Source organism: Pseudomonas sp. SORT22, from assembly GCF_018417635.1.
GTDB lineage: Bacteria > Pseudomonadota > Gammaproteobacteria > Pseudomonadales > Pseudomonadaceae > Aquipseudomonas.
The window spans coordinates 2,406,208-2,430,623 of the sequence record NZ_CP071007.1 but is presented as its reverse complement, the minus strand read 5'-3'; the positions used below and the strand labels follow the sequence as shown (position 1 = coordinate 2,430,623).

The window sequence follows — 24,416 nt, the reverse complement described above, 5'->3', positions numbered from 1 at the left end:
CAATGAACATTATTTCAGGCCGGGACAACGCTGGCCCAGTAACCCAGCAGCCGCTGCACGCGAACCGGCAACACCTGGGTGATCAGCTCAAGGCTGGCATCGGGTTGATCGAGGGAGAACGAGCCGCTGACCTGCAGCCCGGCAACCTGCGGATCACAACGCAGCACGCCGGGGCGGTAGCGGTCGAGCTCGGCCAGCAGTTCGGCCAGCGGCATGCGCTGCGCCACCAGCAGGCCCTGGGTCCAGGCCTGCGCGCCCGCTGCCAGTGGCAGCAACGGCCCGGCCCGGGTGCTGCTGTAAAGCTGTTGCCAGCCGGCCTGCAGGGTCAAGCCTGAGTCCTGCCCATGCTCGACCTGCACGGTGCCCTTGAGCATCTGCACCAGCGTCGCGCTGGGTTGCCGGCTGACCACCAGGCGCGACAGTGCCGCTGGCCGTACCCGGGCCTCGCCCGTGCGCAGGCTGACGCTGGTGCCCTGCCCCACCTCCAGCAATACCCGCCCACGGTTCAAAGTCAGCACCCGGACGCCATCGAGCAAATCACTGTCCAGGGCGCTACGGGTATCCAGTTGCAGCGCCAGCCCCGAGGCCAGGGTCCAGTTGCGGCGCTCGCCGGTGGCAGTGGCGTAATCGCTGAACAGGCCCGGCAGCACACTGCGCTGCTGTACCCCGTAGCCACTGGCGATCAGTACGCCACCGGCGACCAGGCTCTTGAGGACTGCCCTGCGCGAAGGCAGCGAACGCGCCTCAAGCAGGCTGCGCGCGCCCGCCGCCGACAAACCGCAGGTGCCTTCTCGCAGGCCTTGGCCGATACCACTGAGCCGCTGCCAGGCCAGTTCATGGGCCGCGCTTTCCTGGCGCCAGCGCTGGCAGGCGAGTTGCTCGGCATCGCAGCTCACCCCCGATTGCAGGCGCACCATCCACAGCATCGCCTGTTCCAGAACGTGCGGGTCAAGGCGCGGCTCGGCTGCGGGCATCGGCTTCATTCGCCGTGCACGGCAGCGTAGCAATGCCGATAGGCCTTGAGCATGGCCTTCTGCACGACATTGACGCTCAGGCCCAGGCGCTCGGCGATCTGCGGGTAGGTCAGGCCATCGAGCTGGGACAGCAAAAACACCTCCCGCACCCGGCTGGCCAGGCCATCGAGCACCTGGCCGACGGCGTCCAGCGCCTCGAGCACCAGCACCCGGGTTTCTTCCGACGGCTGATGCTGCGGCTCAAGCTGAGCCAGGCTTTGCAGGTAGGCACGTTCGAGCGCCTGGCGGCGAAAATGCTGCAGGCACAGGCGGCTGGCGATGGTGCCAAGGTACGCCCGCGGCTCGCGCAGCAGTGGCGGCACCTCGCTGCGCAGAAGCTTTACGAAGGTGTCCTGGGCCAGGTCCAGCGCCTGCTCGCGATTGCCCAGCTTGCGCCGCAGCATCGCCACCACCCAGCTGTGATGCTGCAGATACAGCGCGCCAACATCGTGAGGGCTGGACGGGGGCATGGACGGGATCTCCTGGCAGCTAAGGAAAGCCGTGCATGGTAATACTTCTCATTCATTTACTACTACTGGTTTTGCTTTGCTCGACCATGAAACAACACAACCGACCGTTTCGCGGGGCAAGGCCCGCTCCCACAGCTTGCGCGCAGGACCCGCGATGATTTCAGCGGCGGCTGATGACCACCTCAAGGTACTCGCTCGGCACCACCAGCGATGCACCTCCCGCCACGTTGTTGTCGTTCAGCAGTTGGGTCAAGTCGCTTTCCAGCGCGCGGGCCTGGTCGCTGTCGAGCGAGGCAAACGCCTTGTGCACCGGCCCGTACCAGGTTCTGAATACGTCGATGAAGTGCGCCGGCGAACGATAGCGAAAGTTGAAGTGTTCGCGGCTGACCTTGATCGCACCGATGTCGTCGCCGAACAAATTGTGCAACTGCTCTTCATCGCCCCAGCGCGACGGCGGTTGTGCACCGGCCGGTGGCGGCACGTGACGGCCGAGGGTCTTGAACATCTGCCCGATAAAACCTTGCGGGGTCCAGTTGGCCAGGCCGATGCGCCCGCCCGAACGACATACGCGACCCAGTTCCCTGGCCGCCTGCGCCTGGTCGGGGGCGAACATCACGCCAAAGGTCGAGACCACGGCGTCGAAGGCGCCATCGGCAAACGGCAAGGCTTCGACATCGGCCACTTGGAAGGCCACGTTGAGGTGCTCGGCCCGGGCGCGCTCCTCGCCGCGCTTGAGCAGTTCGGGCACGTAGTCGGTGGAGGTCACCTGACAGCCACGGCGGGCGGCGGCCAGGGTGACATTGCCGTTGCCGGCGGCGACATCCAGGACCTTTTCGTCCCAGCGCAGGTCGCAGGCTTCGGCCAGGCGCTCGCCAACCAGTTGCAAGGTGGTGCCAATCACCGCGTAGTCGCCGCTGGCCCACGCCGCCTGCTGGCGCGCCTTTAACGCATGCAAATCCAGGGGTGTGCTCATGGTCTGCACCTGATGAGGTTGTTCACACGAACGCTCAGCTAAACGCCAACCCCCGCCTGCGGCAAGCGCCAGCGTTTGAGCGGCAAGACCGGTTGGCTACATGGCTATAACCTGTGCGCATAAACCAAAACAGCACCCGAAGGTGCTGTTTTTGCTGGCGCCTTTTAGCGCGACAAATTGGCCACTTTGGCCCGCGCCGCGTGCAGTTTCTTGTAGCTGTCGATCAGACGCTGGTGACGGTCTAGGCCTTCGAGCTTCATGCTGGTCGGCGTCAGGCCATGGAAGCGCACGCTGCCGTCCACCGAGCCGAGCACCGCGTCCATGCGCGGGTTGCCAAACATACGGCGGAAGTTGGCTTCGTAATCGGCCAGCTCCAGCTCGTCGTCCATGGCCACTTCGAGCACCACGTTCACCGCCTGGTAGAACAGGCCGCGCTCGACGGTGTTGTCGTTGAACTGCAGGAAGGTTTCGACCAGCTCCTTGGCCGGCTCGAACTGCTGCAGGGCCAGGTGGATCAGCAGCTTCAGTTCGAGGATGGTCAGCTGGCCCCAGGCGGTGTTGTCGTCGAACTCGACGCCGATCAGAGTGGTGATGTCGGTGTAATCATCAAGCTCGCTTTCTTCCAGGCGCTCGACCAGCGACTGCAGTTGCTCGTCATCCAGGCGGTGCAGGTTGAGGATGTCCTCACGGAAGAACAGCGCCTTGTTGGTGTTGTCCCAGATCAGGTCGTCCACCGGGTAGATTTCCGAGTAATCCGGCACCAGGATGCGGCAGGCGGTGGCACCCAGGTGCTGGTACACCGCCATGTACACCTCTTTGCCCATGTCTTCGAGGATGCCGAACAGCGCCGCGGCTTCTTCGGCGTTGGCGTTTTCACCCTCGGCAGAGAAGTCCCATTCGACGAACTCGAAGTCGGCCTTGGCGCTGAAGAAGCGCCACGAGACCACACCGCTGGAGTCGATGAAGTGCTCGACAAAGTTGTTCGGCTCGGTCACCGCGTGGCTTTCGAAGGTGGGCTGCGGCAGGTCGTTGAGGCCTTCGAAACTGCGGCCCTGCAGCAGCTCGGTGAGGCTGCGCTCCAGCGCCACTTCAAAGCTTGGGTGGGCGCCGAACGAGGCGAACACGCCGCCAGTGCGCGGGTTCATCAAGGTCACGCACATCACCGGGAAGGCGCCGCCGAGCGAGGCGTCCTTGACCAGCACCGGGAAACCCTGCTCTTCCAGGCCCTGGATACCGGCGAGAATGCCCGGGTACTTGGCCAGCACCTCCTGCGGTACGTCCGGCAGGGCCAGCTCGCCTTCGAGGATTTCACGCTTGACCGCGCGCTCGAAGATCTCCGACAGGCATTGCACCTGGGCCTCGGCCAGGGTGTTGCCGGCGCTCATGCCGTTGCTCAGGTACAGGTTCTCGATCAGGTTGGAGGGGAAGTACACCACCTCGCCGTCGGACTGGCGCACAAACGGCAGCGAGCAGATACCACGCTCGATATTGCCCGAGTTGGTGTCGTACAGGTGCGAGCCGCACAGCTCGCCATCGGGGTTGTAAATCTCGCGGCAGTATTCGTCGAGGATCTCCGCCGGCAGCGCATCTTTACGGCCTGGCTTGAACCAGCGCTCGTCGGGGTAATGGACGAATTCGGCGTTGGCGATGTCTTCGCCCCAGAACTGATCGTTGTAGAAGAAGTTGCAGTTGAGCCGCTCGATGAACTCGCCCAGCGCCGAGGCCAGCGCGCCCTCTTTGGTGGCGCCCTTGCCGTTGGTGAAGCACATCGGCGACTGCGCATCGCGAATGTGCAGCGACCAGACATTGGGCACGATGTTGCGCCACGAGGCGATCTCGATCTTCATCCCGAGGCCGGCGAGAATCCCCGACATGTTGGCGATGGTCTGCTCCAGTGGCAGGTCCTTGCCGGCGATGAAGGTGCTGGTGTCCGAGGACGGGTCGAGCATCAGCAGCGCCTGGGCGTTGGCGTCGAGGTTTTCCACTTCTTCGATGACGAAGTCGGGGCCGGTCTGCACAACCTTTTTCACCGTGCAGCGGTCAATGGAACGCAGGATGCCCTGGCGGTCTTTCTCGCTGATATCGGCCGGCAACTCGACCTGGATCTTGAAGATCTGCTTGTAGCGGTTCTCCGGGTCGACAATGTTGTTTTGCGACAGGCGGATGTTATCGGTGGGGATATCGCGGGTCTGGCAGTACAGCTTGACGAAGTACGCCGCGCACAGGGCCGACGAAGCCAGGAAGTAATCGAACGGCCCCGGTGCCGAGCCATCGCCCTTGTAGCGGATCGGTTGATCGGCCACCACCGTGAAGTCATCGAACTTGGCTTCAAGTCGAAGGTTGTCGAGAAAGTTAACCTTGATTTCCATGCGGGAATACCATACGAGCAAAACGATTTGGCCGCCATTATCCGGGTTTTCGCCGGGAAGTCTTGTGCCTGACGCAATTACTCGGGCAAACCCGCCACGAAGCACTCAAAGTCATCGCCCTGCTGAATCGGCAGCCATCGTCAGCGTTGTCGCCGATGCAGCCTTGTTTGGCAGCGCCTGGATGCAGTCGATAAGCAGCCCGGGCTACCGGGCTGCCCTCTTGTCACGCGCCTTTACGCGCTTTCCAGCTGACCAATCGCCGCCTGCAGGCGGCTGCGGCTACGTTCGCTGACGTCCTTCTGGCTCTGGTGAGTCTCGGTCGGCGCCTGGCGTACGTTGGCATGCGCTACCACTTGCCAGCCGCCGCCATCCAGGCGCAGGTAGCGATAGCTGGCGGTGCCGCTGGCCCACTTGGCATCAAGGATTGCGTGCAGATGGAAAGTCTGCTCCAGGGTACTGAACGGGCCGCTGGGGCTGCCGGTGAGGTTGATAACAATATGGCCCTCACCTTTGAGGCCGAGCTTGAGGTCCGAGTAATCCCCCCAGACATCGGCATGGAAGTTCAGCGGCGGGTAGGTGGCAGCAAAGATGCTGGCCACGCCGGTGATCTTCTTGTGCACGGTGTTGACCAACAGATCGAGGGTCAGCACGGGGGCGCCGAGCAGGCCGGTGCGTACGTTGAGACGGGTGTGGAACAGTCCGATTGCGGGCATGGTACGACTCCTTGTCTGGTCAGGCGCGGCTGGACTTGCCGGCTTTGCCGGAAGCGCTCTTGGTCGAATCGATGGCGGTGTTCAGGGCTACGCCCGCATCACCGGCCGCCAGGGCCTTGAGGTGGGCGACATCGCCGGTAGCAATGGCCGCCTCCAGGGTCGCGGTGTGCAATAGCGCCTGGATGTCCTGATTACCGAAGGCCTTGATACGGGTGTCTTCGCGGTGCGCTGGCGCCTCGACCACGATCCATTGCCCCTGGTTATTCAGGTAGCGGTAACCGGCCTGGCCTTTCTGCCAGTCCGAGCCCACCGCCAGGTGCAGGCTGAAGATGATCGGCGAATTGGCCGTCGGGCCGCCGTGGTTACCTTGCAGGGTGATAAGGATATTGCTCGGGCTCGGCGGCAGGAACAGCTGGTAGCTGTAGGTGCCCCAGACGTCCAGGTTCAGGTCCAGTGGCGGGTTGGTGGCCTGGGTGAGCTGGGCGCTGCCGCGCAGGGTGCGGTCAGACGGATGCACCAGCAAATCGAGAACCAGGCGCTGGGCGCCGGGTGCATCGGTTCCGATGACGTAGGACAGGGGGAAGAGTCCTATTACAGGTGCTTGTAGTGAGTCAGTCATGGTGCCTCCATTGCAAACAATGAGTGGAAACAAGCGCGTGGCTGTTTCTGGCGGGCGACTTCCTTGGCGCACAGTTGGATGCAGGCGAACGGCGTCGCAACCTCCGCGCTGCGTCACGCGCAGATTGCCTGCGGCGAAGACGCTGCGGTCCGGTACGGCCATGCCCGATTGGGCACGGTTTACCGAGGTGCAACGGGTATGAAACCCTCCCTGGGCGCATAGCTGCCTGCCTGGCAGCCCAGATCAGTTAAGCAGGGAAATACGGGCTGGCCAGAGGGTGGTGGCAAAAGTGCATTATGTCCGACAAATGGTTGGCCAGCCTGGGTAAAGCACCCTGTTATCCCCCATATGGGTCACGCCGCTGTCACGTCCAGCTGCTAGCCTCTTGATGTTTTGCTGCCCCGAAACCTCTCGCACGCCAGGTGACCCCGAAGGTGTACTCAAGCATGACCCGCAAACAGATCATCCTGCGCTCAGACAGCATGCACAGCGACGACTTCGGCGCAGTGTTCAGCAGCCTGTTCGGCAACCTGTACGCCGATACCCCACCGCTGCCCGGTAACATCAACATCGGTGGCGTCTATGGCCGCCATGACGGCGTGAGTTTTCGGCGCATGCATTACCGCGGTGACTTCACTTTCTGCTTTCCCGAGTCACAGGATGAAATCACCTTCGTCATTCCCTCCTCCGGGACCCTGATCCTTAACCCCGATCGTGACGCGGCGGGTTTTCGGCACATGGGCCTGGCGATCGACAAGGCCGATGTACGCTCGATGCGCTTGATGGATGATCACGACCAGTGCGGTATCTCGATCCGCCGGGCGCTGTTTACCGAGCGGCTGGCAACGCTGCTGGGCAAGCCGATTCTCGGCAGGTTGTATTTTGAGCCTGTGGTGCCGCTGGCCCACCTGCAGGGCATCAGGGCCCTGGTGGAGCTGGCCACCGGCAGCCAGTTCGACCTGCTGCTGCACGCCGGGGCGCTGATGCCGGCGCGCCTGCAGGAAATGCTCGTCGATGCGCTGCTCGAAATCTGGCCGCACAACTTCAGCCAGGCCCTGCAGCGCCCGGCGCCGATGATCGCGCCGCGACATGTGAAGCTGGCCATCGAGTACCTTCAGGCCCATCCGCACAGCCAGGTGAGCGGCACCGAGCTTGCGCGAATGTGCAACGTCAGCCTGCGTGCCTTGCAGGACGGTTTTCGGCGTTTCATGGGTTTGTCGATCGTCGCCTACCAGCGCCAACTGCGCCTGGAACACGCGCACCATGCACTGCGCCAACGCGGCGCGGCGTCGGTCACCGAGGTGGCGCTGGCGTCTGGCTTCAGCAATGTCGGCAGGTTCTGTCAGTACTTTCACAGTGCCTTCGGCGTCAGCCCTGCCGAGGTGCGCAACGGCGCGGGCCAGCGGCGCAGGGCTGGCCCGGCTGGCAGTCAGAACAAGTAGCTGGCCTTGAGGCTGCCACTGGCGCCGTGGCTGTCACCGCCGCTGCTGGCGCCGGCTTCGGCAGCGAAGCTCAGCGCCCCCAGGCTGACCATCAGGTTGACCCCGGCAGTGAACTGGTCGCGGTTGTCGAAGGCGGCGCGCTGTTCGATGTCCAGGCCCAGCAAGTGGCCCTGGCTGTCGACCTGGTGATCGTCCAGCACATGCTCGTAGCCCAGCTGCACGCCCGGCACCAGTTGCCAGCCCGCCAGGTCAATGGCGCCGAGTGCAACATCGAGGTTGGCGAATGCGCTGCGCCGGGTTTGCTGGATGCCATCGACCTCAAGGGCCAGTTCGCTGCCTTTTTCGTTAAAGCCCGAGAGGTCCAGGTGACTGATGCGCAGGCCCAGGCTTGGCTCCAGCATGATGGCACTGGATGGCATGCGATAGCCCAGGGCCAGGCTGGCGCCGCTGAGGGTGCCATGGCTGTCGCCCTTGGCCGCGCCCAGCCCACCGCCAAGCTCGCGCTTACTGGTGTAATCGAGCCAGCCGGCACTGAGGCCGGCATCGACGAACAGGCCACGCTCAAGCCCCGCCGGAGCGTAGCGCGCACCGGCCTTGAACAAGGTCAGGTCGGTGTCCGCCTCACCGCCCGCGCCGCCGACATTGCCACGGCTGTAGCCAAAACCGGCGTGGCCGCTGAACTGCTCGGAAAAGCGCTGGGTCAGGCCGATCATCAGGCCCTGGCTGTGCTCGTTGCTGCTGGCGGCATGGCTTGAACCGTCGGTGCCCAGGTAGCTGGCCAGGGCAGTACTCCACAACCGGTACTGGCCAACCTTAAGCTCAATGCCGCGGCTGTAAGGCGCGGCGGCGCGGTCGATCAGCGCGCCCTGGCGCAACAGGTAGCTGGCGGCGTCGGCATGCACCTGGCCGCCGACGGTCGACTCGACGCCAGCCAGGTCACCGGCATCGATGGCCGACTGCAAGTAATAGTTGTAGGCACTGTAGGTGCCCGACAGGCTGCTGTCCTGCAACTGCTGCAACAGCTGCGCGCCGGCCGCGGCGTTGCCGAGCAAGCCCAACTGGCCGGGCAGGCTGTTGTAGGACACCATCTTGGCCCGCAGTACGTAGAGGGTCTCCTGAGACAAGCCCAGGCCCTCCTTGAGGTAGTTGTCCATGCTGCCGTACTGCGCGGTGACCTGGTCGAGGCCGGCTTGCAGGTAGCTGGCGTCCACTGCCAGCAGCGGCGCATAGATCGCCGCCATGCTCGCCGGCATGTGCGCCAGGGTCGCCGCCACGCGTGCGGCGGTGTAGTCGTTGGTGGCCAGGTAGTTGTCCATGATCGTCGCGCTGTCGACCCCGGCAATGCTCAGCAATACTGCGGCGGTCCAACCGGTGCGGTCCTTGCCGGCGGTGCAGTGGAACAGCGCCGCACCATCGCCCGCCGCCAGCTCATTGAACAGCGTGGTGAACTGGCCACGCATGCCGGCATCGTTGACGAACGCGCGATTGGTCTCCTGCATCATGGCAATGGCATCGGCGGCACTGGTGAAGCTGACGCGGGTGATGTCGGCGCCGGAGGTGTTGTTGCCGATGATGTCGATGTTGCGATAGCGCGCGCCCTCGATCAGGGTGTCGGGGGTGGCGGCGATCTCATCCGGCGTGCGCAGGTCGTAGATTGCCTTGATGCCCAGGCCGTTGAGCGTGGCCAGGTCTGCGGCCGACGGCGTCAGGGCGTTGGAGCGGTAGAACACGCCGCTGCGCATCGTGCCGTCGTGGGCAGTGGAATAGGCATGGGTGGTGCCGGCGATATCGCGAAAGTTGTCGATACGCGCCAGGCGCGGGGTATCCAGCGGCACACTTTCTGCGGCCTGGGCGGCGGCGATGGACAGGCTCAAAACGGACAGCGAACACAACAGTCGTTGATACACGATGCAGCCTCATGGAAGTCACGTTGGGCTGGCTACTATTGCGGGCTGACCTGCGACTTAATATTGCAAAAAGCCCGGATTGGCGAATCGCTGCGCGATCTGTCCGGGGCATGCGTTTTTTGTCCGTATTGCGTCGTACTTGCGGCGTTTTATCGCTGCAAACTGCCAGTTCTGGCACAATCGCCGGCCTGTCAGCGAACACTTACGAATGGAAGAAAAGTGAACTACCTATGAAGCGGTATTACATTGTTACCCACGGACAGGCGCAACATCACATCGATAACCTTGTCGGCGGCTGGTTTGATTCCAGGCTAACGCCTAAAGGGATCGAACAGGCCAAGGCCCTGGCCAGTTTTTTTACGGCCCAGGGGTTTTCAAAAAGCCCGGCAATTTACTCTTCTGACCTGCTGCGTTGTAAAGAGACCGCAACAATAGTTGCCGATGCCCTGGGGCTTGAGCCGAACCTCGACGCACGGTTGCGCGAGATGTCGTTCGGCAGTCATGAGGGCATGGAGCAGGCGCTGCATGACAGCATCATGAAAGCTTGCGCCGAGAAACCCGGCGAGCGCATGGACCATGCCATCTGCGACGGGGCTGAAACCCGTCGGCAATTCGCACGTCGAATTTACGACTTTGTCGCAACGCTGGATGCTGAGGTTGAATGCGCAATTATCGTAACCCACGGCTTTGCCGCCAGTTTCCTGATTAGCGCGTTACAACGCGTGCCGGTCGAGAGCATGGCGTTTATCTCGTTCAAAATGTCTGCAGGCGGTGTGTCGGAGTTGATAGAGGATGATCTGTTCAAGAACGTCACCCTGACAAAGTTGAATATGCAGGTTTAGTTGTTGGCCAGACATTTTCGTTGGCTTTAGGAGCTGGCTTGCCAGCGATCGAGCGCGCAGCGGTCGTAATCCTGAACATCGATCACTGGTAACCTGCAGCCCCTTTCCGGCCAGCCCGCAAGGCAGATTATGGACAATCCAGACTACTACCCCTTCCACCTCTTCGCCGCCACCTTCGAAAGCGAAACGCACGCCCGCCAGTTCGCTTTCGAGCAATGGCAACCCGAGCCGCCCGCCAGCGCGAGTGCTGCCGAATTCGCCGCCTGGGAGGATCGCAATCCGTCCTGGCAGCTTGCCCAGGAGCTTGAGTGGTTCATGGATTCGGACTTCGTCGAGCTGGATGAGTCGCTGGAATATGTGCAGAGCCTGATGGCCGACGAGGCGCAGAAAGCGCAATTGTGTTCCCGGTCTCTGGACGCTTTCAGTCACTTCATCATCGTCGGCGACAACGCCATTTACGGCGACCGCCGCTCAGCAGATCACTCCCATTCGCGCCAGCCACAAAGCACCGCCACGCTCACCTACCTGGGGCATTTCAATTGAGCCGGGTGCGGGTGGTAAGGATTGATCTGGGCCAGGTGACCAGCGCCAGGCAATTGCATCACCTGTTAAGGGACTCCCTCGGTTTTCCCGAATGGTATGGCTGTAACTGGGATGCCTTCTGGGATGCGATCAGCGGGCTTGTGCAGATGCCTCAACAGTTGCAGCTCAGTGGCTGGGAGGCTTTTGCCAGGCACTTGCCCAGAGACGCCGAACTGATGCAGAAGTGCCTGGCCACGCTGCAGGCCGAGTATCCGCAGATGGCCTCTGAAGTGCTGTTCGAGTGAGTGATCCCCACACTCGCTGATGCTGGCGAGTGGATATCCAGACAAACCTGATTATGCTTCAAGAAACCTTGCAGCAATGCGAGGCCGTCAGTCTGTGTTCATGATTTGCGCAATCCGATGACATCACCCTAAGGCCTGGGTGCGGCAAGGACAGTGGGAACTCCGGCCTACAAGCACAAGACGGAGAAGACTCATGGCGGCAATCGACAATACAACCACGGGCAGCGCGCCCAAACGCGGGATCACCAAGGAAGAGCGCAAGGTGATTTTCGCCTCCTCCCTGGGCACGGTGTTCGAGTGGTATGACTTCTACCTCTACGGCTCGCTCGCCGCGATCATCGCCAAGCACTTCTTCGCCGGGGTCAACGAGACCACGTCGTTCATCTTCGCCCTCCTCGCCTTCGCCGCAGGCTTTGCCGTACGGCCGTTCGGCGCGATTGTGTTCGGCCGGCTGGGGGACATGATCGGGCGCAAGTACACCTTTTTGATCACCATCGTGATCATGGGTATCTCCACCGCCGTGGTTGGTTTGCTGCCCGATTACGCCACCATCGGCGTGGCCGCGCCGGTCATCCTGATCACCCTGCGCCTGCTCCAGGGCCTGGCCCTGGGCGGTGAGTATGGCGGTGCGGCAACCTACGTCGCCGAGCATGCGCCCAAGGGCAAGCGCGGTTACTTCACCTCGTGGATTCAGACCACCGCCACCCTGGGGCTGTTTCTGTCGCTGCTGGTGATCCTCGCCTGCCGAACCATTCTCGGCACCGAGGCGTTCGAGGCCTGGGGCTGGCGGATCCCGTTTTTGCTGTCGATCCTGCTGCTGATCGTCTCGGTGTACATCCGCCTGCAACTGAGCGAGTCGCCGGTGTTCCAGAAGATGAAGGCCGAGGGCAAGGCCTCGAAGGCGCCGCTGACCGAGTCGTTCGCCCGCTGGGACAACCTCAAGATCGTCATCATGGCCCTGCTCGGCGGCACCGCCGGCCAGGCGGTGGTGTGGTACACCGGGCAGTTCTACGCGCTGTTCTTCCTGTTGCAGATGCTCAAGATCGACCCGCAGACCGCCAACCTGCTGATTGCCGGCTCACTGCTGATCGGTACGCCGTTCTTCATCCTGTTCGGCAGCCTTTCGGACCGCATCGGCCGCAAGGGCATCATCATGGCCGGCTGCATCATCGCCGCGCTGACCTACTTCCCGATCTTCAAGGCGCTGACCGAATACGGTAACCCCGACGTGTTCATCGCCCAGGAGAAGAACCCGGTGACGGTGGTGGCCGACCCCAACCAATGCTCGTTCCAGTTCGACCCGGTGGGCAAGGCCAAATTCACCAGCTCCTGCGACCTGGCCAAGAGCGTGCTGGCGAAAAAAGCCATCCCCTACGCCAACGTCAAGGCAGAGCCGGGCAGCGTCGCGCAGATCCATATCGGCGACAAGGTGCTGCAAAGCTTTGAAGGCACCGGCATGCCGGCCGCCGATTTCAAGGCGCAGAACGACGCCTTCATCGCCACCCTGGGCACGGCCCTGAAAGATGCCGGCTACCCGGAAAAAGCCGACCCGGCCAAGACCAACTACCCGATGGTGTTGCTGCTGCTGACCATCCTGGTGATCTACGTGACCATGGTCTACGGGCCGATCGCCGCCTGGCTGGTGGAGCTGTTCCCCACGCGCATCCGCTACACCTCGATGTCACTGCCCTACCACATCGGCAACGGCTGGTTCGGCGGCTTCCTGCCAACCGTGGCCTTTGCCATGGTCGCCGCCACCGGCGACATCTACTACGGGCTTTGGTACCCGATCGTCATCGCGGTGATGACGGCGATTCTCGGCACCTTCTTCCTGCCGGAAACCAAGGACCGCGACATCACTGATACTTAAGTCTGATACCCGCCCTCTCCCCCAGCGGGAGAGGGCATTTGCCCTGATTTCAGCGCCAATGCAGCCCTTGCCGAATTATGTACCAACTTGTTAATTAGCTTGCTAAGGGTATAACATTCGGCCACTCCCCCCTTCGAGTTCTTTTCGATATGACGCACTCACCGCGCGCCAACGGCGCCTCAACATTCATCCTGGTTGGCCTGGGCGTGATCATCGCCCTGCTCGGCCTTGCGCTCGCCGCCGGTGGCGTGAAGCTGGTCAGCCTCGGTGGTTCCTGGTACTTCCTGCTCGGCGGCCTGCTGATGGCGCTTTCCGGGCTGCTGATCGCCCGCCGCAAACTGGCCGGGGCCTGGCTGTTTGCCGCCTTTGTGCTCGGCACCGCGATCTGGGCCGTGGCCGATGTCGGCCTGGTGTTCTGGCCGCTGTTCTCGCGCCTGTTCATGTTCGCCGCGATGGGCCTGGCGGTGACGCTGGTGTACCCGCTGCTCAAGCGTGCCGCCGGCGCCACCCCAGGCCGTGGTGCCTATGGCCTGGCCGCAGTGCTGGCAATCGCCCTGGCGGTGGCGGCCGGCAATATGTTCGTCGCCCACCCAGGCGTTGCCCCCACCGGTGACGGCCCGGGCCTGACCGCGGTCGACCCGGCCAACGCGCAAAAAGACTGGGCCCACTACGGCAACAGCGAAGGCGGCAGCCGCTTCGCCGCCCTGGACCAGATCAACCGCAGCAACGTCGACAAGCTGAAAGTGGCCTGGACCTACCACACCGGTGACGTCGCCATCAGCGATGGCAACGGTGCCGAAGACCAGCTGACGCCGCTGCAGGTTGGCAACAAGGTGTTCATCTGCACCCCGCACAACAACCTGATCGCCCTTGATGCCGACACCGGCAAAGAGCTGTGGAAGAACCCGATCAACGCCAAGTCGGCAGTCTGGCAGCGTTGCCGCGGCATGGCCTATTTCGATGCCAGCGCGCCGATCGCCCAACCGACCCAGCCCAACAGCACCCCGATCATCGCCGCCAGCGTGCCGGCCGGTGCCAACTGCCAGCGCCGCCTGCTGACCAACACCATTGACGCCCGCCTGATCGCGGTCGACGCCGACACCGGTGAGTTCTGCCAGGGCTTTGGCAACAATGGCCAGGTCGACCTCAAGGCCGGCCTGGGCAATGTCCCGGACGCGTTCTACCAATTGTCTTCGGCGCCGCTGATGGCCGGCACCACGGTGGTGGTCGGCGGCCGGGTTGCCGACAACGTCCAGACCGACATGCCAGGCGGCGTGATCCGCGGCTTTGACGTGATCAGCGGGCAGATGCGCTGGGCCTTCGACCCGGGCAACCCGCAAGATCGCAATGCGCCGACTGGCGACAACACCTACGTGCGCAGCACCCCCAACAGCTGGGCACCGATGTCCTATGACCCGGCGATGAACACCCTGTTCCTGCCGATGGGCAGCTCGTCCACCGACATCTATGGCGTCGAGCGTACCGAGCTGAACCACAAGTACGGCGCTTCGGTGCTGGCCCTGGACGCGACCAGCGGCGAAGAGAAGTGGGTGTACCAGACCGTGCACAACGACCTCTGGGACTTTGACCTGCCGATGCAGCCAAGCCTGATCGACTTCACCAAGGCCGACGGTCAGTCGGTGCCAGCGCTGGTCATCGGCACCAAGGCCGGGCAGATCTACGTGCTCGACCGCGCCAGCGGCAAGCCGCTGACCGAAGTAGTCGAGACCCCGGTCAAGCCGGGCAACATCCCCGGCGAGCCGTACTCGCCGACCCAGCCTAAATCGGTGGGCATGCCGCAGATCGGCGCCCAGCAACTGACCGAGTCGGACATGTGGGGCGCCACCCCGTATGACCAGCTGCTGTGCCGCATCGACTTCAAGAAGATGCGCTACGACGGCCTGTACACCGCACCGGGCACCGACCTGTCGCTGAGCTTCCCGGGCTCGCTGGGCGGCATGAACTGGGGCAGCATCTCCACCGACCCGGTGCATGGTTTTATCTTCGTCAACGACATGCGCCTGGGCCTGTGGATTCAGATGATCCCGTCGCAGAACAAAGGCCAGGCCGCCTCCGGGGGTGAAGCGCTGAACACCGGCATGGGCGCGGTACCGCTCAAGGGCACGCCGTATGCGGTGAACAAGAACCGCTTCCTGTCGGTGGCCGGCATTCCGTGCCAGGCGCCGCCCTTCGGCACCCTCACTGCCATCGACATGAAGACCCGCAAGGTTGCCTGGCAAGTGCCGGTCGGCACCGTCGAAGACACCGGCCCACTGGGCATCCGCATGCACCTGCCGATCAAGGTTGGCCTGCCGACCCTCGGCGGCACCCTGTCGACCCAGGGCGGCCTGGTGTTTATCGCCGGCACCCAGGACTTCTACCTGCGCGCGTTCAACAGCGCCAACGGTGAAGAAGTGTGGAAAGCCCGCCTGCCGGTCGGCAGCCAGGGCGGCCCGATGACCTATGTGTCGCCGAAAACCGGCAAGCAGTATGTGGTCATCACCGCCGGTGGTGCGCGTCAGTCGACGGACCGTGGCGACTATGTAATGGCCTACGCGCTGCCGTAAATCGCATCGCCCCCATCGCGGGTCAAGCCGGCTCCCACAGAAGCTGTGGGAGCGGGCTTGACCCGCGATGGGACTTTTACCGAACTCCCAGGAATACCCCGCAATGCCCCGCGCTTCTCGCATCACCCCTGCCCTGCTCCTGGCCCTGGCCAGCACCACGGCCCTGGCCGACGACCTGATGACCCGCAACACCCTGACCGGCGACTGGGGCGGCCTGCGCCATCAGCTCGACGAACAGGGCATCAAGTTCACTGGCGACTACAGCGGCGAAACCGCCTACAACGCCGATGGCGGCCTGCACCGCTCGGCGCGTTACTCGCAGAACCTCAAGCTGGGCGTGCAGTTCGACCTGGGCAAGCTGTACGGCCTGGACAACGGCGGCAAAGTCCAGCTGACGATCAACGACCGCCGCGGCAACAGCGCCTCCGAAGACCTGGTGGGCAACCGCCTGCCGATCCAGGAAAACTACGGCGGCCTCTACACCCGCCTGACTGAACTGAGCTACGAGCGCAGCCTGTTCACCCCGGCGCTGAACGTAAAGCTCGGCTACATGGCCATGGGCAACGACCTCGGCGGCCTCGACAGCGGCATCCTCTGCAACTTCATGAACGCCGGTTTCTGCGGCCATCCGCTGAACATGTCCGGCGGCAGCGGCTGGACCAACTACCCCAACGCGCACCTGGGCGTGCGGGTCAAATACGACCTGTCGCCGGCTTGGCAACTGCGCGTGGCGGCGTTCAACGTCGACCCCGAAAGCAACGGCAACTCCAGCCGCGCCTGGCACCTGGGCCCCAAGCACACCACCGGCACCGTGGTTCCGGTGGAGCTGGTGTACAAGCTTGCCGGCGAACTGCCGGGTGAGTACAAGCTCGGTTACTACTACGACAGCTCCGATGTGAAACGCATTGGCAGCGACAAAGAGGTGTCCGGCCGCAGCGGCCATTACCTGCTGGTGGACCAGGCCGTCTGGGCCTCGCAGAGCTCCGAGGGCCGCAGCCTGCATGCCTTCGGCCAGTACTCGGCCGCCAGCGCCGCCGCCTCGCCATTCAGCAAGTGGTATGGCGCAGGCGTGGTGCTGTACAAGCCGTTCGAAGGCCGCCCGCGTGACACGCTTGCCTTCGGCTATGGCCGCGCCGTGCCCAACCCGCGCAGCCGTGATGTGCAGCAAGACGCCGCCGTGGCCGCAGGGGTTGCCTACCCCAACCTGGACAGCGCCGAGCAGTTGATTGAACTGAGCTACGGCTACCAGGCCACCCCGTGGCTGACCCTGCGCCCGGATGTGCAATACATCATCGAGCCGGGGGCGTTTTCCGCTGACAACATCGACAACGCGCTGGTGTTCGGCCTGCAGGTCAAAGCCACGTTCTGAGCCTTGCTGATACCGGTGAGTGCCGGTTGGTCTATACGCGCCCGGGCAATCCGGGCGATGATCGCGCTCCCGGTTTTCAAGGATTGAAGATGAATACGCTGCTTTCCATCTACGCGCTGTGCGTGGTCGTGCTGTTTGTGAAGATGCTGGCGATCTCCTGCTACCAGGGCTTCTATCGCATCAGCCGCCTGACCTTCAAGAACCCCGAAGACGCCGGCCTGGTCGGCCGCCCGCCGAGCGCCGAGGAACTGCCGCAGGTCGCCCGTGCGGCTCAGGCCTGGGCCAACGATCTGGAGAACATTCCGCTGTTTTTCGTGCTCGGCGCGCTGTGCCTGGTATTCAACCCACCGCTCATGCTCACGGCCGGGCTGATGCTGTTGTTCACCGTCGCCCGCCTGCTGCACACGCTGTGCTTTCTGGCCCGCTGGCAACCGTGGCGCACGATCGCCTACGCCGTGGCAATCGTCTGCCTGTTGGCGATGGCGGCGCTGGTCAGCATGGGCGCCCTGCGGCATTTCTGATCGGGCTTGCCAGGAAGTTCTTAAGTATTGGGAATTTGCAACGAGAAAATGGCAGGGGCGGCTGGATTCGAACCAACGCATGGCAGGATCAAAACCTGCTGCCTTACCGCTTGGCGACGCCCCTGTAATTGTAGCGATGAGTGCCTGGCACTCGCTTGCGATGATGCAGCGTGGTGCAACCTGGAAAGTTGCGGGCCTGCGCTGCCAGCCGGTGAAGGCCGTTGCAAGAATGGCCGGCAATTTAACAAACTTGATTGCATCTGGGAAGCCCCCAGGCAAACAAATTGTTGTTAAAACAGCCACTTACTCTGAATCGAGGCGCCAGGTCGGCGCCTCGACCGTTCACCGGCTACGCCCGACAAGGCGCAACCGGTGTTTTACCGCCGCAAGAAACTCAGTTCCACGGACGGTCGCCGTTCTCGTCTTTGACCCGAGTCGGCAGGCCCATCACATCCAGCGCCTTGAGGAACGGCTCGGCTGGCAGCTCCTCGACGTTGACCATGCGCTGCACGTCCCACTCGCCACGGGCAACCAGCAGCGCTGCTGCTACGGGTGGTACGCCTGCGGTGTAGGAAATACCCTGGCTGTCGGTTTCGGCGTAGGCCTCTTCGTGGTCCGCTACGTTGTAGATGAACACTTCACGCGGCTGGCCGTCCTTGGTGCCCTTGACCAGGTCGCCGATGCAGGTCTTGCCGGTGTAACCCGGAGCCAGCGAGGCAGGATCCGGCAGCACGGCCTTGACCACTTTGAGCGGTACCACTTCAAGGCCTTCGGCGGTCTTGACCGGTTGCTCGCTGAGCAGGCCAAGATTTTTCAGCACGGTGAAGACGTTGATGTAGTGCTCGCCGAAGCTCATCCAGAAACGCACGTTCGGCACGTCGAGGTTCTTCGACAGCGAGTGCACTTCGTCGTGGCCGGTCAGGTACAGGTTCTGCGAGCCGACTACCGGCAGGTCGTCGGTACGCTTGACTTCGAACATGGTGTTGCTGGTCCACTGGCTGTTCTGCCAGCTCCACACCTGCCCGGTGAACTCGCGGAAGTTGATTTCCGGGTCGAAGTTGGTGGCAAAGTACTTGCCATGGGATCCGGCATTGACGTCGAGGATGTCGATCGAATCAATGCTGTCGAAATACTGTTGCTTGGCCAGGGCGGCATAGGCGTTGACCACGCCCGGATCGAAGCCCACGCCAAGAATGGCGGTAACGTTCTTTTGTTGGCACTCTTCGAGGTGCTTCCACTCGTAGTTGCCATACCAGGGCGGCGTCTCGCAGATCTTGCCCGGTTCTTCGTGAATGGCGGTGTCCAGGTAGGCCACGCCAGTATCGATGCAGGCACGCAGCACCGACATGTTGAGGAAAGCGGAACCGACGTTGATGACGATTTGCGATTCGGTTTCGCGGATCAGCGCTTTGGTCGCTTCGACGTCCAGCGCATTCAGCGCGAAGGCCTTGATTTCTGCGGGCTGCTTGAGGCTACCCTTGGCCTTGACGCTGTCGATGATGGCCTGGCATTTGGAGATGTTGCGCGACGCGATAGCAATACGACCGAGTTCGTCGTTGTGCTGCGCGCACTTGTGGGCCACCACCTTGGCGACACCTCCTGCACCAATGATAAGAACGTTCTTCTTCAATTTCTCTTGCTCTCCTTTACTGCCAGCTTACGACAGGCTGGACAAGTAGTCTTCGAAACCAAACTCACGAACCAGCTCGACACTACCGTCGAGTTGTTTCACTACGATGGACGGCATTTTCAGGCCGTTGAACCAGTTTTTCTTGACCATGGTGTAACCCGCTGCGTCAACAAACGACAGCCGATCGCCGATGGCCAGCGGACGATCGAATTGGTATTCGCCGAAAATGTCGCCGGCGAGGCAGGATTTGCCGCATACCATGTAGGTGTGTTCGCCCTCGCTTGGCGCCAGCTTGGCGTTCAGGCGGTAGATCAGCAGGTCGAGCATGTGTGCTTCGATCGAGCTGTCGACCACGGCCAGGTGCTTGCCGTTGTAGAGGGTGTCGAGCACGGTAACTTCCAGCGAGGCGCTCTGGGTGATCGCCGCTTCGCCCGGCTCCAGGTAAACCTGCACGCCGTACTTCTCGGAGAAGGCTTTCAGGCGCGCGCAGAAGGCGTCGATTGCATAGCCTTCGCCGGTGAAGTGGATACCGCCGCCAAGGCTGACCCACTCGACCTTGTGCAGCAGGTGACCGAAGCGCTCTTCGATGGTGCACAGCATCTGGTCGAACAGGCCGAAGTCGCCGTTCTCGCAGTTGTTGTGGAACATGAAACCGGAGATCTTCTCGATGACGGCCTCGACCTTCACCGGGTCCCACTCGCCCAGGCGGCTGAACGGGCGCGCCGGGTCGGCCAGCAGGTAGTCGGAGCTGCTCACCTGCGGGTTGACGCGCAGGCCGCGGACCTTGCCTTCAGACTGTTCGGCAAAACGCTCGAGCTGGCCGATGGAGTTGAAGATGATCTTGTCGCAGTTGTCGAGCATCTCTTCGATTTCATCGTCGGCCCAGGCCACGCTGTAGGCGTGGGCTTCGCCGGCGAACTTCTGGCGGCCGAGCTTGAGCTCGTACAGCGACGACGAGGTAGTGCCGTCCATGTACTGCTCCATCAGGTCGAACACCGACCAGGTGGCGAAGCACTTGAGTGCCAGCAGGGCCTTGGCCCCGGACTGCTCGCGCACGTAGGCGATCTTTTCCATGTTGCGCAGCAGCTTGGTTTTGTCGATGAGGTAGTACGGCGTTTTGATCATTTCGAGGCCCCCGGCCAGGCCGGCCAAAAAAAGGACACGCATTGTGCCTTCCCTTGTCTCAAGTCGAAAGAGCAAAAGCGCTTTTCCCTGGATCGGCGGTCAATTTCGGTGCATTCACCCGTGACCGAGCCATTGCTCGAGGAGCAAAACCGCAGCAATCACCACCATCGCCAGCCCCGACACCCGGCTGATCACCTGCGCCGCCGCTGGCCGCGCCTGCAATACCGCCTGGGAGCCAAAGCCCACCAGCAGGTAGACCACCGCGCAACTAAAAGCATGCACCAGGCCCAGGGTGACGATCTGCACCGGCACGGGCCAGGCGGCCATGGCATCGGTGAACTGCGGTAGCAAAGCCAGAAACAGCAGGAACACCTTGGGGTTCAGACCACTGACGCAGACGCCCTTGAACGCCCAGCGTGCCCACGACGCCGACTGTTGCGCCAGCCCGGCCTGCGGCGCTGAAGGATGAACAAGCATGTTGATGCCCAACCACAGCAAGTAACCGCAACCGGCCACAGTCAGCAGGGTCAGGGCCATGGGGTTGCTGGCCACCAGCCCCCCTACCCCGGCGGCGACAATCAGGGTTGCCAGCAGATGGCCGAGCAGCAACCCGGCCACTGCCGGCACCACCACCCGCCCGCGCAACCCGGCGGAAATCGCGTAGGCCCAGTCCGCCCCCGGGGTAATCACCAACAATAACGACACCGCCCAGAACGCGGCCAGCATGTTCAAGGTCATGGCCACAGCTCCGGGTGCTGAATCTGGAATTTTCTTGCCTGCATGCTTGCCTCCGCTCGCTGATCTGACGTTGAGCGGGAGATTAGAGAAAAGCTGATAGGATTATCTTTCTAATATTCCAGAACTAACGGCCAGAACAGAAAGGTTCTTCCCCATGGACAGGATTGACCGCAAGATCCTTGCGCAGCTGCAAAACGACGGGCGCCTGTCGCTGACCGAACTGGCCGACCGGGTGGGCCTGAGCCTGTCGCCCTGTCACCGCCGGGTGCGCGCGCTGGAGCAATCCGGGGTGATTCAGGGCTACCGCGCGCAGTTGGCGCCGGGCGCCCTGGGGCTGAATTTTTCGGCCATGGTCTTCGTCACCTTGCGCGAAGGTGATCGCCAGGCGGTCAGCGCCTTCGAAGCAGCGCTGCAGGAGATTGCCCAGATCGTCGGAGCGCAGCGGCTGTTTGGTGATCCGGACTACCTGCTGCAGGTGGTCACCCGCGACCTGCCAGCCTTCCAGAAGTTGTACGACGAGCGACTGTCGGCCCTGCCCAATGTGCAGCGCCTGACCTCGACCCTGGTGATGAAACGGGTGATCGAGAACCGCTCGTTGCCGATGTAAGCTGCGCGCACAATTGTTCTAAACCCCGCCGCATAAACGGGTTATGGTCGTGCATGCCTCACTGCCCGGAGCCCGCCGTGCCCAGCCACAACTGGATCGATCTCGCCCAGGACGCCGACACCGGCATCGAGTCGGTGCGCGCGCATTTCAAAGGCCACGCCTATGACCCGCACTGGCATGACAGTTACCTGATCGGGGTCACCGAGCAGGGCGTGCAGCAGTTCCATTGCCGTCAGTTGCAGCACCTCAGCACGCCGGGCAAGGTGTTCATGCTCGAACCTGGGGAACTGCACGACGGCCATGCGCCAACCGCGGACGGCTTCACCTACTCGATGCTCTACCTTGATCCGCAGTGGCTGGAGCGCGAGCTGCAAGCATTGTTCGAGCAGGCACCAGCGGCTAGTCAGCCCAGCTTTGCCGATACCTTGAGCGCCGACCCGCAGCTGTGCGGGGCCATTGCCCGGGCCTTCCAGGCGCTGCATGGGGGGGAGCTGAAAATGCTCCGGCAGACGGCAATGGACGAGCTGCTCGGCTGCATGACCCGCCACACCCTGTGGCGCAAACGCATCGACCCCGACCCACGCCTGCCGCAGGTGGCGCGCATCGCCCGCGAGTATTTGCACGCCCATTACACCGAGGACATTGGCCTGGTGGAGCTGGCCGAGGCCTGCCAGGTCGATCGCTTTCGCCTCAACCGTGCCTTCAAGAGTGCCTTTGGCCTGGCGCCCCATGCCTACCTGATCCAGCTGCGCCTGGCCAAGGCGCGCCGCTGGCTGGCCCGTGGCGACAGCCCGGCAGTGGTCGCCGCCGCCCTCGGCTTTGCCGACCAGAGCCACCTGGGCCGCTGGTTTCGCCGCGCCTACCGGCTCACACCTGCCGATTACCGCCGCCGCTGCGCAAAGCTTCCAGACTGAAAGCCCACCAGCCGGGAACATGGGGCTCCCCTGCACTGGAGTCCGATCATGTTGCCCAACCTGCTGCCTTTCGCCCTGTTCGCTTTTGTCGCCAGTATCACGCCTGGGCCGACCAATATCCTGATCCTCGGCCATGGCGCGCGCTTCGGTTTGCGCGCGACCCTGCCGCTGATACTCGGCGCCTGCCTGGCCGCCGCGCTAGTGGTGCTGCTGGTCGGCCTGGGGCTGGGTGAAGTGCTGCTGGCCTACCCGCGAGTGCAGCAACTGATGACTTGGCTCGGCGTGGCCTGGTTGAGCTGGCTGGGCTGGCAATTGCTCAATGCTGGCGCAGCACCGCTGGCCAGCCCCGACAGCCCCCGAGACCTGCGGGCCCGGGACGCGGCACTGTTGCAGTTGATCAACCCCAAGGTGTGGTTGATGGCGGTCGCGGTGCTCGGGGTTTTCAGCAGCGCCAGCGCGAACCCGTTGCAGGACAGGCTGCAACTGGCGCTCTTGTTTCTGCTCATCGCCCTGCCGTGCATGACCAGTTGGGCGCTGATGGGCGTCGGTAGCGCACGCTTGCTGCGCTCGCCGCAAAAGGCCCGGCGCTTCAATCAGCTGTTGGCGCTGCTGCTGATTGCCTCAGCCTGGCTGGCGGTGCTGGGATAGCCACGGCGGGGCCTTGCGCCCCGCCTCGCACCCTCAGCTGAAGGCGTTGATGAACCAGGTAATCAGCGGCAAGGCGACGATGTCGATCAGCACCGCCCCGCACAGCGGCACGATGATGAAGGCCTTGTACGAGAACACCTTGTAGTGGTCGCAGATCGCGCCCATGTTGGCCACCGCGTTCGGCGTCGCGCCCAGGCCATGGCCCATGTAGCCGGCGCACAGCACCGCCGCGTCGTAGTTGCCGCCGAACAGGCGGAACAAGACGAAGATGCACAGCAGCACCATGATCAGCACTTGCACCACCAGGATCACCAGCAGCGGCAGGCCCAGTTGCTCCAGCTCCCAGAACTTCAGGCTCATCATCGCCATGGTCAGGAACATGCCCAGGCTGATGTCGCCCAGGGTGCTGACGGCATTGTCGGGAATCTCGATGACCCGTGCGCGGTCGTTGAAGTTGCGCGCCAGGATGGCGACGAACATGGCGCCGACGTACACCGGCAGGACGATACCCAGGTGCGCCTTCAGCGCATCGCCGATCCAGAAGCCGAGCACCATGATCACCAACATGCAGGTCAGCAAGCGCAGCAGCACCGGCGTATCAATGCTGACAACGGGGGTTTCATTGGCTTTTTCCAGGGCTTGCAGGGCATCGACCTGGTCTGCCTGTACCACCAGTTTCTTGCGTTCGATCAGGTAACGCGCCACCGGGCTGCCGAGCAGGCCACCGGCAACCATGCCGAAGGTCGCCGAGGCCAGCGCGGCTGTAGTGGCGCCGACCGTGCCGAGGCTCTCGGCGATCGGGCCAAAGGCTGCGGCGGCGCCAAAGCCACCTTCCAGCGACACGGCGCCGGCCATGATCCCCAGCAGCGGGTCGATGCCCAGGGCCTTGGCCATGCCCACGCCGACCAGGTTCTGCAGCAGCGCCAGGCCCCAGCAGGCACCCAGGTAGATGAACAGGATCTTGCCGCCCTGGCGCAGCAGGCCAAGGCTGCCGCCCAGGCCGACGGTGGTGAAGAACGCCACCATCAGCGGCGTTTGCATGGCGGTGTCGAGCTTGATGTCCAGCCACTGCTGGTCACGCAGCAGCCACACCACCAGGGCAAAGCCAAAACCGCCGATGACCGGCGCCGGGACACAGAGCTGGCGCAGCCAGTAGCTGTGCTTCTTCAGTTGCGCACCCATCGCCAGCAGCAGGAGCGCCAGGGCGACGGTGGTCAGAGCATCGAGTTGCAGGGTCAGCATGGTTAACACT

Annotated in this window: 22 protein-coding genes and 1 tRNA gene; 11 read left to right on the top strand and 12 right to left on the bottom strand. The window is 63.1% G+C overall.

Annotated elements, in window-relative coordinates; all coding sequences use genetic code 11:
• Positions 1-14: 14 nt before the first annotated feature.
• The 6 genes from JYG36_RS11355 to JYG36_RS11330 form a co-directional block, all read right to left on the bottom strand.
• Positions 15-983 (bottom strand): DUF4880 domain-containing protein, encoded by a 969-nt coding sequence (locus JYG36_RS11355; RefSeq protein ID WP_213603984.1) that lies wholly within the window; start codon positions 981-983, stop codon positions 15-17.
• The gene (locus JYG36_RS11350) at positions 980-1,483 is read right to left on the bottom strand and encodes a sigma-70 family RNA polymerase sigma factor (RefSeq protein WP_045194157.1); all 504 of its coding nucleotides are present in this window, start codon (positions 1,481-1,483) and stop codon (positions 980-982) included. Before JYG36_RS11350 ends, JYG36_RS11355 begins: the two co-directional genes overlap by 4 nt.
• Before the next feature lie 160 nt (positions 1,484-1,643).
• The gene (locus JYG36_RS11345) at positions 1,644-2,456 is read right to left on the bottom strand and encodes a class I SAM-dependent methyltransferase (RefSeq protein ID WP_045194159.1); all 813 of its coding nucleotides are present in this window, start codon (positions 2,454-2,456) and stop codon (positions 1,644-1,646) included.
• Positions 2,457-2,620: 164 nt separating this feature from the next.
• Positions 2,621-4,825 carry an OsmC domain/YcaO domain-containing protein gene (locus JYG36_RS11340; protein ID WP_213603982.1) on the bottom strand — a complete coding sequence of 735 codons (2,205 nt, stop codon included), beginning with the start codon at positions 4,823-4,825 and terminating at the stop codon, positions 2,621-2,623.
• A 233-nt stretch (positions 4,826-5,058) separates the two neighbouring features.
• The gene (locus JYG36_RS11335) at positions 5,059-5,538 is read right to left on the bottom strand and encodes a DUF1842 domain-containing protein (RefSeq protein ID WP_195884491.1); all 480 of its coding nucleotides are present in this window, start codon (positions 5,536-5,538) and stop codon (positions 5,059-5,061) included.
• Positions 5,539-5,557: 19 nt separating this feature from the next.
• Complete coding sequence (locus tag JYG36_RS11330) at positions 5,558-6,157, bottom strand: DUF1842 domain-containing protein (protein WP_213603980.1); 600 nt, start codon at positions 6,155-6,157, stop codon at positions 5,558-5,560.
• A gap of 446 nt (positions 6,158-6,603) precedes the next feature.
• On the opposite strand from JYG36_RS11330, the gene JYG36_RS11325 reads away from it, so the two are divergent.
• The gene (locus JYG36_RS11325) at positions 6,604-7,599 is read left to right on the top strand and encodes an AraC family transcriptional regulator (RefSeq protein ID WP_502937509.1); all 996 of its coding nucleotides are present in this window, start codon (positions 6,604-6,606) and stop codon (positions 7,597-7,599) included.
• On the opposite strand, the gene JYG36_RS11320 is transcribed toward JYG36_RS11325, so the two are convergent.
• Entirely contained in the window at positions 7,587-9,506 is a 1,920-nt protein-coding gene (locus tag JYG36_RS11320) for a tyrosine-protein phosphatase (protein ID WP_213603976.1), read from the bottom strand. The two genes, JYG36_RS11325 and JYG36_RS11320, sit on opposite strands and share 13 nt — an antisense overlap.
• An 11-nt stretch (positions 9,507-9,517) precedes the next feature.
• On the opposite strand from JYG36_RS11320, the gene JYG36_RS11315 reads away from it, so the two are divergent.
• The 7 genes from JYG36_RS11315 (at position 9,518) to JYG36_RS11285 (ending at position 17,502) form a co-directional block, all read left to right on the top strand.
• Positions 9,518-10,348 carry a histidine phosphatase family protein gene (locus JYG36_RS11315; protein ID WP_213603974.1) on the top strand — a complete coding sequence of 277 codons (831 nt, stop codon included), beginning with the start codon at positions 9,518-9,520 and terminating at the stop codon, positions 10,346-10,348.
• Positions 10,349-10,477: 129 nt separating this feature from the next.
• Positions 10,478-10,891 carry a hypothetical protein gene (locus JYG36_RS11310; RefSeq protein ID WP_045194173.1) on the top strand — a complete coding sequence of 138 codons (414 nt, stop codon included), beginning with the start codon at positions 10,478-10,480 and terminating at the stop codon, positions 10,889-10,891.
• 5 nt (positions 10,892-10,896) lie between these two features.
• Complete coding sequence (locus JYG36_RS11305) at positions 10,897-11,175, top strand: barstar family protein (protein WP_349629027.1); 279 nt, start codon at positions 10,897-10,899, stop codon at positions 11,173-11,175.
• 193 nt (positions 11,176-11,368) lie between these two features.
• Entirely contained in the window at positions 11,369-13,045 is a 1,677-nt protein-coding gene (locus JYG36_RS11300) for an MFS transporter (protein ID WP_093381417.1), read from the top strand.
• 149 nt (positions 13,046-13,194) lie between these two features.
• Entirely contained in the window at positions 13,195-15,612 is a 2,418-nt protein-coding gene (locus JYG36_RS11295; protein WP_213603970.1) for a glucose/quinate/shikimate family membrane-bound PQQ-dependent dehydrogenase, read from the top strand.
• 103 nt (positions 15,613-15,715) lie between these two features.
• Entirely contained in the window at positions 15,716-16,981 is a 1,266-nt protein-coding gene (locus JYG36_RS11290) for a carbohydrate porin (protein ID WP_213603968.1), read from the top strand.
• Positions 16,982-17,070: 89 nt separating this feature from the next.
• Positions 17,071-17,502 (top strand): MAPEG family protein, encoded by a 432-nt coding sequence (locus tag JYG36_RS11285; protein ID WP_045194187.1) that lies wholly within the window; start codon positions 17,071-17,073, stop codon positions 17,500-17,502.
• A gap of 49 nt (positions 17,503-17,551) precedes the next feature.
• Here the strand turns inward: JYG36_RS11285 and JYG36_RS11280 are convergent.
• The 4 genes from JYG36_RS11280 to JYG36_RS11265 all read right to left on the bottom strand — a co-directional run bounded on the left by JYG36_RS11280 (position 17,552) and on the right by JYG36_RS11265 (position 20,995).
• Positions 17,552-17,626, bottom strand: a tRNA-Gln gene (locus tag JYG36_RS11280).
• 270 nt (positions 17,627-17,896) lie between these two features.
• Positions 17,897-19,132 (bottom strand): saccharopine dehydrogenase family protein, encoded by a 1,236-nt coding sequence (locus tag JYG36_RS11275; RefSeq protein WP_045194188.1) that lies wholly within the window; start codon positions 19,130-19,132, stop codon positions 17,897-17,899.
• A gap of 27 nt (positions 19,133-19,159) precedes the next feature.
• Positions 19,160-20,257 (bottom strand): carboxynorspermidine decarboxylase, encoded by a 1,098-nt coding sequence (gene nspC, locus JYG36_RS11270; protein ID WP_045195650.1) that lies wholly within the window; start codon positions 20,255-20,257, stop codon positions 19,160-19,162.
• Between the two features lie 114 nt (positions 20,258-20,371).
• Positions 20,372-20,995, bottom strand: coding sequence for a LysE family translocator (locus tag JYG36_RS11265; RefSeq protein WP_213603966.1), 624 nt, complete (start codon positions 20,993-20,995; stop codon positions 20,372-20,374).
• A gap of 154 nt (positions 20,996-21,149) precedes the next feature.
• Between JYG36_RS11265 and JYG36_RS11260 the strand changes: the two genes are divergently transcribed.
• The 3 genes from JYG36_RS11260 to JYG36_RS11250 all read left to right on the top strand — a co-directional run bounded on the left by JYG36_RS11260 (position 21,150) and on the right by JYG36_RS11250 (position 23,164).
• Complete coding sequence (locus JYG36_RS11260) at positions 21,150-21,602, top strand: Lrp/AsnC family transcriptional regulator (protein ID WP_213603964.1); 453 nt, start codon at positions 21,150-21,152, stop codon at positions 21,600-21,602.
• Between the two features lie 77 nt (positions 21,603-21,679).
• Complete coding sequence (locus JYG36_RS11255; RefSeq protein WP_195884505.1) at positions 21,680-22,516, top strand: AraC family transcriptional regulator; 837 nt, start codon at positions 21,680-21,682, stop codon at positions 22,514-22,516.
• Positions 22,517-22,567: 51 nt separating this feature from the next.
• Positions 22,568-23,164: a LysE family translocator gene (locus JYG36_RS11250; RefSeq protein WP_093387475.1), complete on the top strand. Its 597-nt coding sequence runs from the start codon at positions 22,568-22,570 to the stop codon at positions 23,162-23,164.
• A gap of 33 nt (positions 23,165-23,197) precedes the next feature.
• Here JYG36_RS11250 and gltS read toward each other — a convergent pair whose 3' ends face one another.
• Complete coding sequence (gltS, locus tag JYG36_RS11245) at positions 23,198-24,406, bottom strand: sodium/glutamate symporter (RefSeq protein ID WP_093381397.1); 1,209 nt, start codon at positions 24,404-24,406, stop codon at positions 23,198-23,200.
• Between the last annotated feature and the right edge of the window lie 10 nt (positions 24,407-24,416).

Excerpts from the sequence above, each read along its gene's own strand:
- JYG36_RS11355 (WP_213603984.1), bottom strand. The coding sequence starts at position 983 with ATGAAGCCGATGCCCGCAGCCGAGCCGCGCCTTGACCCGCACGTTCTG.
- JYG36_RS11350 (WP_045194157.1), bottom strand. The coding sequence starts at position 1,483 with ATGCCCCCGTCCAGCCCTCACGATGTTGGCGCGCTGTATCTGCAGCAT.
- JYG36_RS11345 (WP_045194159.1), bottom strand. The coding sequence starts at position 2,456 with ATGAGCACACCCCTGGATTTGCATGCGTTAAAGGCGCGCCAGCAGGCG.
- JYG36_RS11340 (WP_213603982.1), bottom strand. The coding sequence starts at position 4,825 with ATGGAAATCAAGGTTAACTTTCTCGACAACCTTCGACTTGAAGCCAAG.
- JYG36_RS11335 (WP_195884491.1), bottom strand. The coding sequence starts at position 5,538 with ATGCCCGCAATCGGACTGTTCCACACCCGTCTCAACGTACGCACCGGC.
- JYG36_RS11330 (WP_213603980.1), bottom strand. The coding sequence starts at position 6,157 with ATGACTGACTCACTACAAGCACCTGTAATAGGACTCTTCCCCCTGTCC.
- JYG36_RS11325 (WP_502937509.1), top strand. The coding sequence starts at position 6,604 with ATGACCCGCAAACAGATCATCCTGCGCTCAGACAGCATGCACAGCGAC.
- JYG36_RS11315 (WP_213603974.1), top strand. The coding sequence starts at position 9,518 with ATGGAAGTCACGTTGGGCTGGCTACTATTGCGGGCTGACCTGCGACTT.
- JYG36_RS11310 (WP_045194173.1), top strand. The coding sequence starts at position 10,478 with ATGGACAATCCAGACTACTACCCCTTCCACCTCTTCGCCGCCACCTTC.
- JYG36_RS11300 (WP_093381417.1), top strand. The coding sequence starts at position 11,369 with ATGGCGGCAATCGACAATACAACCACGGGCAGCGCGCCCAAACGCGGG.
- JYG36_RS11295 (WP_213603970.1), top strand. The coding sequence starts at position 13,195 with ATGACGCACTCACCGCGCGCCAACGGCGCCTCAACATTCATCCTGGTT.
- JYG36_RS11290 (WP_213603968.1), top strand. The coding sequence starts at position 15,716 with ATGCCCCGCGCTTCTCGCATCACCCCTGCCCTGCTCCTGGCCCTGGCC.
- JYG36_RS11285 (WP_045194187.1), top strand. The coding sequence starts at position 17,071 with ATGAATACGCTGCTTTCCATCTACGCGCTGTGCGTGGTCGTGCTGTTT.
- nspC (WP_045195650.1), bottom strand. The coding sequence starts at position 20,257 with ATGATCAAAACGCCGTACTACCTCATCGACAAAACCAAGCTGCTGCGC.
- JYG36_RS11265 (WP_213603966.1), bottom strand. The coding sequence starts at position 20,995 with ATGACCTTGAACATGCTGGCCGCGTTCTGGGCGGTGTCGTTATTGTTG.
- JYG36_RS11260 (WP_213603964.1), top strand. The coding sequence starts at position 21,150 with ATGGACAGGATTGACCGCAAGATCCTTGCGCAGCTGCAAAACGACGGG.
- gltS (WP_093381397.1), bottom strand. The coding sequence starts at position 24,406 with ATGCTGACCCTGCAACTCGATGCTCTGACCACCGTCGCCCTGGCGCTC.